Below are 13,434 nucleotides of genomic sequence, written 5' to 3'. Positions count from 1 at the left end.
AGGAAAAGCTCACTGCTTCTCCAACTGCCCGCTCGAGAACACCAACTGTCTCGAAATTTCATCCGCAAACTCCTTCCCAAGTACCTCTTCGTAACGATTGCGCAAATCTCGGGAAGCTGCTTTAATCGTCTCTACCATTCCCTCGCCTTTAGCAGTCGGGTATACGAGTACCGTCTTGCCCTGCACCTTCCGCTCGACTAACTTCTTCAGCTCCAGCTTATCGACAAATCGAGTCAGCGTGGACGGCGTCACCGCCAGCTTCTCTGCCAGCTCTTTCTGCGAGATGCCCGGCGTGCCAACGACCAGCCGAATCAAATAGCCGTACATCGGCGTCAGTCCCGTCGGGGCGAACGCATCCTCTGCGAGCTTCGTAATCGTGCGGCTCAGCCGATTCGCAGTAAAGAACAAACAGTTGGTAAGGAAGCTTTCATCCGGTCCGCTCATTGTCGTGGCCTCTTTTCGAACAATCGTATTTTGTATGTACAACAAATATAAGGGCGTCGTTTCCAGCTGTCAATAGGCAAACTTATTATAGCCATTCCTCTCGCCCCCAAATCAAAAGCCCCCCTTACGCTGCAACAGCGCAAAGAGGGTTCGCTCCGTTCACCAAGCACAGGCGACGATTATAAGTCCCATTCCCGTGCAAATACAATATAGTCGAGCGGGCGAGGTTCTCCTCCAGCCTCCCTCAGCATCCGGTTAATTTGACCGCGATGATACTGGCCGTGCAGGGCAACATGGGTCAAAATATCACGGATCGGCGTCCGGAACTCCACTCCGCTCTGGTTCGCATACGTCAGATCGGCATCCAGCTGTTCTTCGGTCAGCTCCGCTAAGTATGTGCGATACTGCTGCTCATTGCTTGCAAGGAGCGCTTCGATCGAATCCAAGTCTGCATCATCCGCCCACAGCTGAAGATGAGCCGTCGACCTGCCGTTCAGCCGGGTAATCCATACCTGCTCTGCGATCTCCACATGGCGGAATAGCCGCAGCAGCTCCTGACTGCCGCCTCCACTTTGTCGTACCGCGTCCACCAGCCGACGGTCGGCCCACATCTGATGCTCGAACATTCGCTTGATCGTTTTCAACAGTATCCCTCCCAGTTCTGAATAACCCAATTACTGGTTATTATAACGGAATAACGCTAAGCGACAAGCCCCGAACAGACCATCTCTATGAAAGCTATTGCAGCGGGTCGGAGCTGTTTGCCGCGCAGCTGAATGAAGCCGTGCTCGATCGGTTCAGGCACCGGCAGCGCGAGTTTAATGAGCTGTCCCGCTCTTATCTCATCCGTTACATTCACAAGAGGCAGAAGCGAGATACCGTACCCGGACTGCACCATTCGCTTGATCAGCTCAACGCTTGGATAACGCAAATGCGCCATCTCCGTATACCCCGCCTCCCGCAGCAGCTGCTCGCCGACGCCATGGTAGTAACATTGATTGCCGTAGCTGATGTACGCCCGCTTCCGCGAACGATTCGCTCTATCAGTTGTTGCCGACACCCACACCATTTGCTCCTGCACGATCGGTGTAAAAATCAAACCCTCGTGCATCGGGTCGCGTGGTACGATCCCGAGCTCATCCCGTCCATCCAGCACCCGTTCACAAATATCGTTCATGAAGCCGGTTGAGAGCTGCAGCTCTACCGCTTCATAACGCTCTGCATACTGCGCGAGTATGCGAGGCAGTCTGGCGACGCAATACGATTCGAGCGCACGAATTCGGAGCACGCCACTTGGATGCTCGGTTCGCTGAAGTTCGTCTGCAAGTGCCTGACTAAGCGCGGCGAACTGCTCCGCGAATCGCGCAAGGGCCATCCCTGCGTCCGTCGGCTCCACGCCGCGCGGGAGCCGATCGAACAACCTCCTGCCGCTTGCCTTCTCCAGCTGGGCGATATGGGTCGTGACGGTTGACTGCACATAGCCCAATTTGTCCGCCGCTCGACTGAAGCTCCGCTCTTCCATCACCGCCTGAAACGTACGAATCGAGCGTCCATCCCATTCGCTCAACATGGCGTACTCCTCCTTGGCATTCGATTCTGAAATACCAGACATCGGATTTATTCATTTTTCAAATCGTTATTCACATGCTAACATTGAGAACAGTTCAACGTAAAGGAGAGACTTATCGATGTTCGTCCGTTTTCTTCGTCCCCTCTTCCCCGCTGTCGGGGCACTTATAGCTGTACTTGTTCTACTCGCTTTCGAGCACACGACTGACCTAATGATGCTGATGGCACCATTTGGCGCCTCTTGCGTCATTGTGTTTGCTCTTCCAGACAGCCCGCTCGCTAGACCTCGCAACGTCATTGGCGGCCATGCGATCAGCGCCTTGACCGGTCTCATTGTGTATCATGCTTTCGGCAATCATATGTGGACGTTGGCTATCGCGGTCGCCCTATCGGTCTACTTGATGCAGCTAACGGGCACTCTCCATCCACCAGCAGGTGCCGACCCGATCGTCGTCATTCTGGCAGGCGCCGGCTGGTCGTTCCTGTTCACACCCGTTCTCGCCGGAGCTGTTATTCTAGTCGGATTAGCCGCTGTATACCGTCAGCTTCTCAAGCTTCGCGCTCAGCAGCAGCAAGCAGCCTCGACAGCAACAGTCGCGGCTAAGCCAGCTGTGGTGAAGACAAGTTCAAGTGTGTAAGATGCGTGCAAAAAGAAGGCTGCGACACATGTCGCAGCCTTCTAATGATTGTAACTCGCTTGCAACTGCTCAATCGCTTCTCGAATTCGGGCCCCTATCGCCAAGGGCGCTCTCACCTGTATAAGACCCGCCAGTGCTAGCGTCGCACGGACAGCCGTCTCCTCACTCTCAAACCCAATCTCCGCGCGCCTAACCCCCGCCTCCTCCGACACTCGAAACAAAACTCCGCCATATCGGGATATACGTGCCGACGCATCCTCCTCGAGCAGTTCAGCCTCCACAACATAAGGAAACTGCCTCCGCTGATACGCTGTCAGCCACTGCTCCCAATACGACTCTAACCGGAACGACTCTGGCCGCTCGAATGTTATATTCGTCGGTTCAATCGCCTGAATGTTCGACACCCGCAGCGCTCGGATGATATCCTCTGAGCTGCCCACTACGAACCAAATCCCAGCCTTCAGTACAAGGCCATAGCTGTCCAATGAGAGGGTGACTGTCGTATTCAATCGATTCGTATAGGTCAAATGAACCCGCCGCTGCTCCCACACCGCTTGCCGAATGAGCTGAAGCTTACCATCCTCTTGTCCATGCTTAGTCTGCTTACGCCAGCTTCCCATATCGATGAACACCCGATTGCGAATCCAGTCGACATCCTCCCGATGCTGATTCGATAGGCTTCCAAGCAGCTTGAGCAGCGCCGAGCGCAGCACGTGATCAATACCGAGCTGCTTGAACGGTTGCTCGTTCATTTGCAGGAACAATGCATGAATCTCCGGTGTATGCAATCCGTCCACCTTCGTCCGGTAAGTAGCAGGCAGCGTAAAGCCACCGCCGAGACCGCCCTCGGATTGGACGGGTACGCCCATACCGCTTAATACATCCATGTCACGGTAGATCGTCCGCTCTGACACCTCCAGAAGCTCCGCCAGCTCCTTCGCGGTCATCCGACCCGCTTGCTGCAGACGCATAATGATCGATATAAGCCGATCCGCGCGCATCACGATCGCTTCCTCTCTTATCCGCTCTTCGCGACTCCCTGACAATAGATGTCAGGGAGTCCGTGCTACTATAGCTTACAATTCCATTGCACCGTTTGAAAGAGGGATCATCTTGAAAGCTGCTGACGCTGGCACACGCCAAACGAAAGATCCGCGGCGCGTCATTCGGCTGCTGCAGGCTGTGACACTGCTTCGCAGCATCGGACAAGGCGCGGCGTTAACGATTACCAGCCTCTACCTGCGCGAGCTTGGCTGGAGCGGCGCTTCAATTGGGGCCGTTATTGCCGCCTCCAGCCTCCTCCGCATCGTCTTCGCTCTGTTCGGCGGCGCGCTGAGCGCGCGTCTGGGGGCTAAACACAGCCTGCTGCTCTTCGAGGTAATTACACTAGCAGCATCTATTGTCATGGTCATCACCTCAGTGCCATGGCTGGTTGCCGCGGCAGTTACAGCAGCCGGACTAGGCAGCGGTCACTCCGGCTCCGGTGGGCCGGCCGCTCCCATTGAGCGCGCCTGGCTCGGCGCCTATGTCAAAGACGCAGCCAAAGCGAAGGCTCTCTACGGCCGAAACGCGCTCTACAGCTATGCTGGGCTTGGCGCTGGCGCGCTGCTCGCCTGCATCCCCGATCGGCTGCACGGGGCATTCGAGGGCACGGCCAGCTTTCGGTTGTTGTACGCAATCGTTGCGATCATAACAGCTGGCTGCATCGTCTGCATTTGGCGTATACAGGGCGGTGCGCGGAAGCCATCAAGTACTGCATATTCAAAGCCAAATACGTCTGCGCCGCAATCCGATTTGTCTGCAGATACAGCAGTAAGCAAGCCTGATTCAGCCATCTCATCAGACGCACCCGTCACTGCTCGTCGCAACTACATATGGCGGCGGTCATTAATCGGCCTGACTGGCCTTACTGCAATCTTCTTCCTCCTCAGCTGGCTCCGGCATACAGGTTCAACCGAAGCCCAACTGATCACTCCAGCGGCTCTGTTCGTCCTGCTGATCGCAGCAGCTAACTACCAGGTTCTTCGCCGACCGACAACCGACCAGCAGGCCGCCTATCGAAGTGATCAGCTTCGCATGCTTGCCAGCAGTTTGAGCAGTGTGACTGCTACGCTCACCAGTACGGTGACCGCCTATTGGTTTGCGGAGCGGTTCGGTGCATCCTCCGGCGTTATCGGCCTCGTCATGGGTGTCTCTTATTTGACTGCTGCATTGCTGGCACGGATAACGAGCGGCGGCACAGGCCGCGAAGCGACACTGCGAACGATCATCAGCCTGCAGATTGTCGCCATCTTGCTGCTGCTCGTCCTGCCATGGGTGAGCGCCTTCTGGCTAGCCGCACTAATCGAGATCGGCTGCACTGCCTGTAATCTCGGAACACGCGGCAACCGTACGGCGCTAATGATGGAGGAGCGCGGCCGCCGCAAGCGCGACTTCCTCTCCCGCGTGAACATCATCGCGGTACGACTGACGGCCGTCTTATGGCCGGGGGCATTCGTCCATTTCGTCGACGAAGGTTATTATGTGCCGCCGTTTTATTTTGCCGCAGCGATGCAGCTCGTCTCCGCTTTGCTCTTCCGGCGGGTGTACCGAGCAACCGAGCAGAAGCTAGTCCATGCCGAGGCCAAACACAAAGAAACCACAACCGCGTAGGTTGTGGTTTCTCGTCTAGATTAAGCTCCGTTCCGTTCACGAAACGGCTGCCTGCGCATCCACTGCGTCGCAACCCATTTCTCCCCGATCACTACGGGAGTGCCTGCATGCAGGGTCCGTTCATTTAGACGGTTATCACTGTAGAAATATTCAAAGTAAACGGCGCTCCCCTTCTTCGGCGCAACCGACAGCTGAAGCGAAGGAAAGTAGGTCTCCCCGCCTTCCTCCACATCGTTCAAATACATGACCAGTGTGCTGATCCGATTGTTGGCGACAGCTCCCGAGGTGAAATAGTCATAGTGCGGCTGATACTGCTCACCAGGCCGATAATGCAGCACCTGCAGCGGCTCAGCATTCCTTAACGGTACCTGCATAAGCGCTGACAGCCTAGCCTCAATCGTCTGAATCCACTCGTTCTCCCCTTCCTCGAAAAACATGCTGCTGCTCGTCCGAATATCGCTGACGGTAGGCGTGCTTCCAATTCGGGAACGCTGCATCCGATCACTGGCCAGTGCGATTAAAGCATCACATTCCTCACTGCTTAACACGTTCTCGAGTATCAGAATAAGCGGTTCCTCGAGCTTGCCGACAACTCGGATCGGCCTGTCTGTCATCGTCATGGTGTTCCCTGTCACATGAACAATCGACTGCTCTTTAACGACCATCGTTTCATCCTCCACGAGGTAATATGATGAATGGTATAGAATCGCTATGCTGTCAGTTGATGCTGCGGTTACCGACTTACGCAAGAACGTGTTGTCCTATGAAGTTGTCGTGATGGAAACTAGACGGTACTGCTGTTGTAGGTAGATATTAGGTAAGACGTTCGAGGGTGTCGTGCTGCGTCGGGTTAAGACTTGAGGCTATCATAGCTGGATCTTGCCTGCTTTACGGTGTCTAGATGCTGATCAGCCCACACCTTGAGCGCGGTCATAAGGGGAAGAAGCGACTCGCCGAGCGGAGTAAGCGAGTATTCGGTAGTAGGAGGTACCGCCGGGGTAAGCTTACGGTTGACGATGCCATCACGCTCCAGCCGCTTCAGCGTCTGTGTCAGCATTTTCTGTGAAATGCCTTCAATGCGCCGCATCATTTCACCGTAACGAATTTCCCCATCCTCCATCGCATAGATGGCTAGCGCCGTCCATTTGTTCGATATGATCTCCAGCACATGGCTGTAGGTGCATGCTTCGAGGGAGATATCCGGCTTGCTTCTCATGGCTGCGTCTCCTTTCGTACGAACCTTAACGTTCGCAACCCACTTTAAAGTGCCGACTTACTAAATTTTAGCACCGGTACTACAATGTGTCTATCTCAAGTGAAGGAGCGTGTCACGTATGAAAGCCTATGTCCTGCGCGGCGGATTTGGACTTGATCATGTACAGGAGGAGGACCGCCCCATTCCATCCCCCGGCCCCGGTGAGGTGCTCATTCGAATGAAAGCTGTCTCGTTGAATGCACGAGATATTGGCGTCATCGAAGGCTTCTATGAACCTAATCGTACCGAGCCGCTTATTCCAATCTCGGATGGCGTTGGCGAGATCATTGCACGAGGGGAGCACGCTTCCAAGTTCAACGTTGGAGAACGGGTGAGCGCTATTTTTACCCAGAGCTGGACTACAGGAGAGCCCACACAGGAGAACTGGGTGTCGACGCTAGGCAGTCCGCTGGATGGGCTGCTCGCCGAGTATGTCGTCCTGCCGGAGCAAGGGCTTGTCCGAGTACCTGAACATTTGACCGATGAAGAAGCGTCGACACTGCCTTGCGCTGCCGTCACAGCTTGGCAAGCGTTGATCGAGGAAGGAAAGATTAAGGCAGGCGATACAGCCGTTGTACAAGGAACAGGCGGCGTCTCCTTATTCGCGCTGCAATTCGCCAAGCTGTATGGCGCTCGTGTCATCGTCACATCAAGCAGCGATGAGAAGCTGGAGCGCGCGAAGGCATTAGGTGCCGACTATGGCATCAACTATCGAACGAATCCAGATTGGGAACAAGCTGTACTTGCCTGCACAGATGGCCGAGGTGCCGATCATATCGTCGATCTTGGCGGCCGTGCTACGCTCAATCACTCATTGGCAGCACTGAAGGTCGGCGGCCAGATTAGCATCGTTGGCCTGCTGTCCGGAGCGGTAGTAGAGGGCTTCAACGTGGTCCCTGCTATCATTCGGAAAGCAAAACTGCAGGCGATCAATGTTGGCAGTAGAGAAATGTTCGAGCGTATGAATCTCGTTATCGAGCAGCACCTACTACGTCCGGTCATTGATCGTACGTTCCCTCTCGCTCAAGCACATAATGCCTTACGCTATATGGCGCAGGGCTCCGCCTTCGGGAAGGTGACCATCGTATTCTAAACGTGAGTGAAGGGACATTTCATCCGAAATGGCCTTTCGTCTTGGCATGCAAGCTCTTCTCCTACTCATAAGTACAAGCCGATTCCACATAGACAATATTATTGCACTTCTAAGTGCTGATTCTATGTCTATGAGGGAAAAGGAGGATGGTCGTGAAGTGAATCCCCCTGTTGAAATACAACAGCGCGAGGCCATGCGCCAGAAGCTAAATGGGATGCCGCTCGTATTCATGAACGCTTTCGATACCGCAGACCTCGCACGAGGCATTGTTTATTCGGCAGACGGCAAGCGGATGAAGGCGAACTTCGCAAGTGATCGCGCTGAGCTTATGTTCTACGGTCAGCCGAATACGAATCGGCCGACTGCTTCCAATAACAAGCTCATGTACCAGATCCGCCTCAATTTGCGTTATGTTAATGCCAATCCTGCCGCGAAGCTGGAGCTGCTTGAAGAGGCTGACGGCAGCCGCAACTACTTGAAGGGCGGCACACGTGATCAGTGGTTTTCCAATCTGAAGCCATACTATAAGCTCGCTTATCGCGGTTTGTGGCCAGGTGTCGATCTTATTTTCTATGAAGGGGAGCATGGGTTCAAATACGATGTTCTCCTCCATCCGGGCGCTGATATTCAGCAGGTCCAGTTCGAATACGAGGGTGCTGACGGGCTGTTCATTGACCAGCAGGGTGGGCTTGAGATTCATACTTCGCTTCAGACCATACGGGAGAGCATTCCGCTCAGCTACCAGAGGGTAGATGGCAAGCAGCAGGAAATATCATGCTGCTATCGGATTATCGATGCTGCTGCCAAGCGATTCGGATATGCACTCATGGATAGCTATAATCCAAGCCTGCCACTAACCATCGATCCGATGCTGCTGTATTCCAAGGTAATTGGTGCAATGAACGGCTATTTTAACTATGTTCGATCCGTTGCCATCGACTCGGAAGGCTATGCCTATGGTTCAGGATATACGAGTGGCTCGGACTTTCCAGTGACGCCGGGTGCTTATCAGACAACATTCGGCGGTGTGTACGATGCTTTCGTCTTCAAGATGACACCTAAAGGAGACAACCTCGTCTATGCCACGTATCTTGGTGGCACGCGGGACGACTACAACTCCAGCATTGCGATTGATCAGGACGGCAACGCCTATGTGACAGGATCGACGTACAGTCTGGATTTCCCAATTACACCCGGCGCCATCAGCAATCCGTCGACAGGTGGCGTCCGAATCTATCTGTCCAAACTAAACGCCAGCGGCAGCGAATTAATCTATTCGGCTGTGTTCGGCGGTTCAGGCTCCAACGGTGTATCCGACATCGCGGTCGATTCCGAAGGCAATGCCTATCTGACCGGAGACACGAGCTCGGCTGACTTTCCTACAACAACCGGAGCGCTTCGAACGGTTATTAATGCAGCCGGCGCAGACAGCTATGTGTCCAAAATCAATGCAAGCGGCAGCGATTTCCTCTACTCTACCTACCTTGGCGGAAGCTCCTACAATTCTGCCAACGGCATTGCCGTCAACTCGCTGGGTCATGCCTATGTAGGCGGAGAGACAGCCTCGAATAATTTTCCGGTTACGGCGGGCGCCTTCTCTACGACTTATTCAGGCAATTACGATGGTTTCATCGCCCAGCTTAACCCGGAAGGATCTGCACTCCTCTATGCCACTTACTTAGGCGGCAATCAGAGTGATACGATATCGGATATAGCAATCGATGACTTGGGCAATGCTTACGTTACTGGATATACGACTTCGACTAACTTTCCTACTACCTCATCTGCTTTCTTGACGACGAGCCCTGCTAGCACAAACAGCTTCGTAACCAAACTAAATAAGACCGGTTCTGAGCTTGTCTACTCCACCTATCTGGGTGGCGCCTCGTTCGATGCTGGGTACGGAATTGCCGTTGACAAGTCCCACGCCGCTTATATCACGGGTGCGACCTCCTCAACGGATTTCCCGACAACGCCTGGTGCCGTGCAGAGTAAGCGGGTCGGATCGCAAAATGTCTTCTTCACTATCGTGAGTCTTACGGGAACGGACCTGATCTACTCCACCTATTATGGCGGTTCCTCCTCCGATACAGGCGAGAGCATTAGCGTGAATGCGCTTGGTCAGGCACTCATCGGGGGTTACAGTTCGTCTACGAATTTCCCGTCTAATCTAAAGAACGGCATACGGCCGCAAAAAGGTTTTATTCTGAAATTCGGAACGCCGGGGCCAACAGGCCCGACTGGACCGACTGGATCAACGGGGGGAGACGGGACCAACGGGTTCTACAGGTCCGACAGGTGTAACGGGACCAACGGGATCGCCTCCGCCAAGCCCGCCAGTCGTGAACATTACGGTTAATCCAACTATTGTTCAGCCGGGGGGCGAGGTTCTCGTTACCGTCAAGGTCCAGAACGTCGCTGCTATTCCGATCGTCAAGCAGTTCAGGCACGTGCTCCCAACTGGGTTTGAATTTGTGGTGGGCTCGCTGCATGTCAGTGACCGACCTCATTTGACACATCTGCATGATGTGCTGGATCTAGGTACCAACCAACCGGGTCAGATCGATACCATTCTCTTCCGGCTTCGCGCCCCTCTCATTCCGCTCGTAGAACGTACGATTCTGAGCACGACGCTCACCTCTTCGCTTGGCGACATTACGAACCATACGATCATAACGATCGAGGAAGGCGAGGAGTAGTTAACGGCCATTGGATTAAAAAATACGGGATACTTCGTCGCAGATCGTTAAGATCGCAGGAAGTATCCCGTACTATTTTGCACAAAAACGATAGACCTGTTCTGGCCTTATTCTACCGGTACAGCTGCCATCCGCTCCTGCCGGACTCGAATGACGCGATTCCTTCCATCCCGCTTAGCGGCGTATAGCGCTTCATCGCATGTAATGTACAGGCTCTCCAGCTTCGTTGTTGAATCAGGAACAATCGTTAACACGCCTACACTAATCGAGTAAGGAGCAGGCGGAAGGCGATCTTCTACGATTTTGAACTCTCCAATGATTTGCTCCGCGAACAATTCAGAAGCCTGTTCATCCAAACCCGGCAATAGAATACCGAACTCGTCGCCTCCGTAGCGAACGAGCATATCCTCTGTACCTAAGTGCTGACGCACCCTCGAAGCGAGATGCTGAAGCACCTGATCGCCTACATAATGACCGTAGGTATCGTTGATCGTCTTAAAGCGATCCACATCGAAAAGCAGGTAAGACAACGGCTTACGCATTTTGGCGCAACGCGCCAGTTGACGCTCCGCCCGGATCGAAAACGTTCGACGGTTCAGCGCACCTGTAAGATCATCCTGATTCGCAAGGCGAATCAGCTCCTTCGTCGATTGCTCCTTTACGAGGAGAACGACGCCAGTATGACCAACTACTATGACAAGGAATGACATAAGCAGGCCCGGAAGCTGATATTCATTAGGTCGATAATAGCTTGCCCAGTCGTAGTTAAGCGCAGCAGCACTTGCCCGAACAAGCATCCATACCCCGACAGAAAGATAGAGCGCTCCCATTATGCGGGCAAGAACGCTTGCTTTACGAGCGACTACGAGCCGGTAGGCCGGCAGAAATATAATAGCGAGCAGCAAAGAGGCATACGCAATTCGAGACTCTTCATGGTTGTTGAACAGGTAGATGAAGAGAAATCCGACAATGCTGCCAAGCGCAAGAAACACATACTGCCGTCTCATTCTCATCGTCAATATCTTCTGCAAATGAAGCAGTACACAAATCTCCAGCGTATACACAATGAAGAGTACACTGTTGGCGAGCAATATGGACAAGATGCCCGGAATCGAGCCGCGCAGCGCCAGCAGGAACAAGGCGGCCGCCTGCATGCCTTTGGCCCCAAGGTAGACTCTGAGCGTCACAAGCTTCATGCTGCCATTCCAGAAAGCTAACGTAAGCACCAAGGCTATCAAATAGCCGACTAACAACGTTGCAAATACCGTTCTAGCATCCATAACTATGGACATAACCAGCACCATCTTGTAGAAAATAGTAATTAATCTGATTATAGTATAAATGGCCTACCAATTCGACATGACATGACTTTTTTTTATTCGATAATATTTGCTAAAAGCAATCCGTTAACCGTTCAAGTCGCAGCCTTGTTCTTAGCCGAATGTAGAATGAACGGTCCTCCCCCAATGGCTGAAGACTTGGATGTGTCCACCTCTATTTGCGGTATTGAACCCATTTGTGTAAAGTTGACTTGACACAAGGATTGCTTTACTATACATTTTGTATGCAGGAATTAACATTGAAGAAAACCAAAGGAGGTGTTTCATTTGACCTATCAAGAGAAGAGAAGCATCGTCACACTCATAAGCACGATCCTTATATTTGCAGCCTACTGCCTGTACATGTATCCGCGCTACCCTGAACAAGGGGCTGAGCTGTCGGAATTGCTGCACTACTGGGGCGCTTTTGTCCTCGTTTTGATGCTTATCTCCATCATTGCTCACATCGTCATTAGCATCGTGTTCAACATCATCTACCGCATGACGACCGGAGAGAAGGAGCCAGGGTTCACGGATGAGCTGGACCGCATCATTGAGCTGCGAGCACATCGGACGTCCTTCCTGCTGTTCATCCTCGGCTTCCTGTGCGCGATGGGTTCGCTCGTTCTAGAGCAGCCTCTGTACATCATGTTCGACATTCTGATCGCTGCAGGCTTCCTTGCTGACGTCAGCGGCTCCATCACGAAACTTTATCACTATAGGAGAGGCATCTGATATGCGTAATAATCTTGTCGGCAACCATATCCGCAGACTACGATTCGACCACGACGAAATGACCCAGCAGCAGCTGGCTGACAAGGTAGGCGTAACTAGACAAACGATTGTCGCGCTGGAGAAAGGCAATTACTCGCCGTCTCTGGAGCTGGCTTTCCGAATCGCCCGGGCGTTCAGCTTACCGATCGAGAGCATTTTCTACTATGAGGAAAACGCGAAGAAGTAGAACGTAGAATCACACACATTCGACGGAATGAATCGTTTCGGAACATATGAAGGGGGAGAAGAAGAATGAATCTGCAAGCTACACGTAGATCAGCTAAGCTTACGGGGGTTTTGTTCATTGTTGCGGCTATATCGTCCATTTTTGGTCTCTTGTTATATGATCCAATCTTGAACGGTACAGACTATTTGAGCGAGGGTGCCAAGCATGATAACCAGATCATTTGGGGCGCGATTATGGAGCTTATTCTCGTCGTTTCGGCCGTCGGGACGGCTGTAACGATGTATCCGGTACTACGCAGGTACAGCGAAAGAATCGCACTCGGGCATCTATGCTTTCGTTTTCTCGAGGCGGTCATCATTACGGTCGGAATCGTCAGTATCCTCTCCCTCTTAACGTTAAGTCGTGATTTCACGGCGGCAGCCTCTCCCGATCTCAGCTTCTATCACGCTTCTGGTACCCTGTTAATCGCCATCCACGACTGGACCTTCCTGCTCGGCCCTAACTTCATGCTCGGTATTAACACAATGATGTACAGCTACATTTTCTACCGCAGCGGGCTGGTGCCCCGCTTCCTGTCGATCCTCGGGATGACCGGCGGAGCACTCGTCCTTGCTGCAGCCTTGTTCGAAATGTTCGGCGTGTTCGAGCAGGTATCCGTCTGGGGCGGACTGCTGTCACTGCCTGTTGCGGCGAATGAAATGGCGCTGGCCGTTATCCTTCTCGCTCGCGGATTCAACGAGTCTCGGCTCAATCGTCTATTTACGCCTAATAACGGTACGACTAGCGCTCTGTAATAGCGAAGCG

Annotated in this window: 15 protein-coding genes; 8 read left to right on the top strand and 7 right to left on the bottom strand. The window is 53.2% G+C overall.

Annotated features, from left to right (window positions below):
• Positions 1-9: 9 nt before the first annotated feature.
• From DFQ01_RS09650 to DFQ01_RS09640, 3 genes are all read right to left on the bottom strand, one after another.
• Positions 10-444, bottom strand: a complete 435-nt coding sequence (locus tag DFQ01_RS09650; RefSeq protein ID WP_110043679.1) for a MarR family winged helix-turn-helix transcriptional regulator — start codon at positions 442-444, stop codon at positions 10-12.
• Positions 445-623: 179 nt separating this feature from the next.
• On the bottom strand, positions 624-1,088 hold the full coding sequence (locus DFQ01_RS09645; RefSeq protein ID WP_110043678.1) for a DinB family protein: 465 nt from the start codon (positions 1,086-1,088) through the stop codon (positions 624-626).
• 56 nt (positions 1,089-1,144) lie between these two features.
• Complete coding sequence (locus tag DFQ01_RS09640) at positions 1,145-2,014, bottom strand: LysR family transcriptional regulator (protein WP_174812926.1); 870 nt, start codon at positions 2,012-2,014, stop codon at positions 1,145-1,147.
• A gap of 118 nt (positions 2,015-2,132) precedes the next feature.
• Between DFQ01_RS09640 and DFQ01_RS09635 the strand changes: the two genes are divergently transcribed.
• Positions 2,133-2,651: an HPP family protein gene (locus tag DFQ01_RS09635; protein ID WP_219993695.1), complete on the top strand. Its 519-nt coding sequence runs from the start codon at positions 2,133-2,135 to the stop codon at positions 2,649-2,651.
• A 41-nt stretch (positions 2,652-2,692) separates the two neighbouring features.
• Here the strand turns inward: DFQ01_RS09635 and DFQ01_RS09630 are convergent, their stop codons facing one another.
• Positions 2,693-3,652: a helix-turn-helix transcriptional regulator gene (locus DFQ01_RS09630; protein WP_110043676.1), complete on the bottom strand. Its 960-nt coding sequence runs from the start codon at positions 3,650-3,652 to the stop codon at positions 2,693-2,695.
• A gap of 112 nt (positions 3,653-3,764) precedes the next feature.
• Here DFQ01_RS09630 and DFQ01_RS09625 point away from each other — a divergent pair, with 112 nt between their 5' ends.
• The gene (locus DFQ01_RS09625; RefSeq protein WP_174812925.1) at positions 3,765-5,303 is read left to right on the top strand and encodes an MFS transporter; all 1,539 of its coding nucleotides are present in this window, start codon (positions 3,765-3,767) and stop codon (positions 5,301-5,303) included.
• 20 nt (positions 5,304-5,323) lie between these two features.
• On the opposite strand, the gene DFQ01_RS09620 is transcribed toward DFQ01_RS09625, so the two are convergent.
• Both DFQ01_RS09620 and DFQ01_RS09615 read right to left on the bottom strand, forming a co-directional pair.
• The gene (locus DFQ01_RS09620) at positions 5,324-5,968 is read right to left on the bottom strand and encodes a prolyl hydroxylase family protein (RefSeq protein WP_110043674.1); all 645 of its coding nucleotides are present in this window, start codon (positions 5,966-5,968) and stop codon (positions 5,324-5,326) included.
• Positions 5,969-6,153: 185 nt separating this feature from the next.
• On the bottom strand, positions 6,154-6,519 hold the full coding sequence (locus tag DFQ01_RS09615) for a winged helix-turn-helix transcriptional regulator (protein ID WP_110043673.1): 366 nt from the start codon (positions 6,517-6,519) through the stop codon (positions 6,154-6,156).
• A gap of 118 nt (positions 6,520-6,637) precedes the next feature.
• Here DFQ01_RS09615 and DFQ01_RS09610 point away from each other — a divergent pair, with 118 nt between their 5' ends.
• The 3 genes from DFQ01_RS09610 (at position 6,638) to DFQ01_RS31040 (ending at position 10,350) form a co-directional block, all read left to right on the top strand.
• Positions 6,638-7,651, top strand: a complete 1,014-nt coding sequence (locus DFQ01_RS09610) for a zinc-dependent alcohol dehydrogenase family protein (protein ID WP_110043672.1) — start codon at positions 6,638-6,640, stop codon at positions 7,649-7,651.
• A 124-nt stretch (positions 7,652-7,775) separates the two neighbouring features.
• Entirely contained in the window at positions 7,776-10,010 is a 2,235-nt protein-coding gene (locus DFQ01_RS31875; protein WP_281271998.1) for a DUF7948 domain-containing protein, read from the top strand.
• Positions 9,994-10,350 (top strand): hypothetical protein, encoded by a 357-nt coding sequence (locus DFQ01_RS31040; RefSeq protein WP_174812761.1) that lies wholly within the window; start codon positions 9,994-9,996, stop codon positions 10,348-10,350. Before DFQ01_RS31875 ends, DFQ01_RS31040 begins: the two co-directional genes overlap by 17 nt.
• Before the next feature lie 107 nt (positions 10,351-10,457).
• On the opposite strand, the gene DFQ01_RS09585 is transcribed toward DFQ01_RS31040, so the two are convergent.
• Entirely contained in the window at positions 10,458-11,642 is a 1,185-nt protein-coding gene (locus DFQ01_RS09585; protein ID WP_174812924.1) for a GGDEF domain-containing protein, read from the bottom strand.
• A 315-nt stretch (positions 11,643-11,957) separates the two neighbouring features.
• Between DFQ01_RS09585 and DFQ01_RS09580 the strand changes: the two genes are divergently transcribed.
• The 3 genes from DFQ01_RS09580 (at position 11,958) to DFQ01_RS09570 (ending at position 13,424) form a co-directional block, all read left to right on the top strand.
• On the top strand, positions 11,958-12,404 hold the full coding sequence (locus DFQ01_RS09580; RefSeq protein WP_110043670.1) for a hypothetical protein: 447 nt from the start codon (positions 11,958-11,960) through the stop codon (positions 12,402-12,404).
• Between the two features lies 1 nt (position 12,405).
• Complete coding sequence (locus DFQ01_RS09575; RefSeq protein ID WP_110043669.1) at positions 12,406-12,630, top strand: helix-turn-helix transcriptional regulator; 225 nt, start codon at positions 12,406-12,408, stop codon at positions 12,628-12,630.
• A gap of 65 nt (positions 12,631-12,695) precedes the next feature.
• Positions 12,696-13,424 carry a DUF4386 domain-containing protein gene (locus DFQ01_RS09570; protein ID WP_245946597.1) on the top strand — a complete coding sequence of 243 codons (729 nt, stop codon included), beginning with the start codon at positions 12,696-12,698 and terminating at the stop codon, positions 13,422-13,424.
• The last annotated feature ends 10 nt before the right edge of the window (positions 13,425-13,434 follow it).

The organism is Paenibacillus cellulosilyticus (genome assembly GCF_003182255.1).
GTDB classification, from domain to species: Bacteria; Bacillota; Bacilli; order Paenibacillales; family Paenibacillaceae; genus Paenibacillus_T; species Paenibacillus_T cellulosilyticus.
Note: the sequence above shows the minus strand (reverse complement) of the source record. Positions and strands in the feature narration are given on the sequence as shown.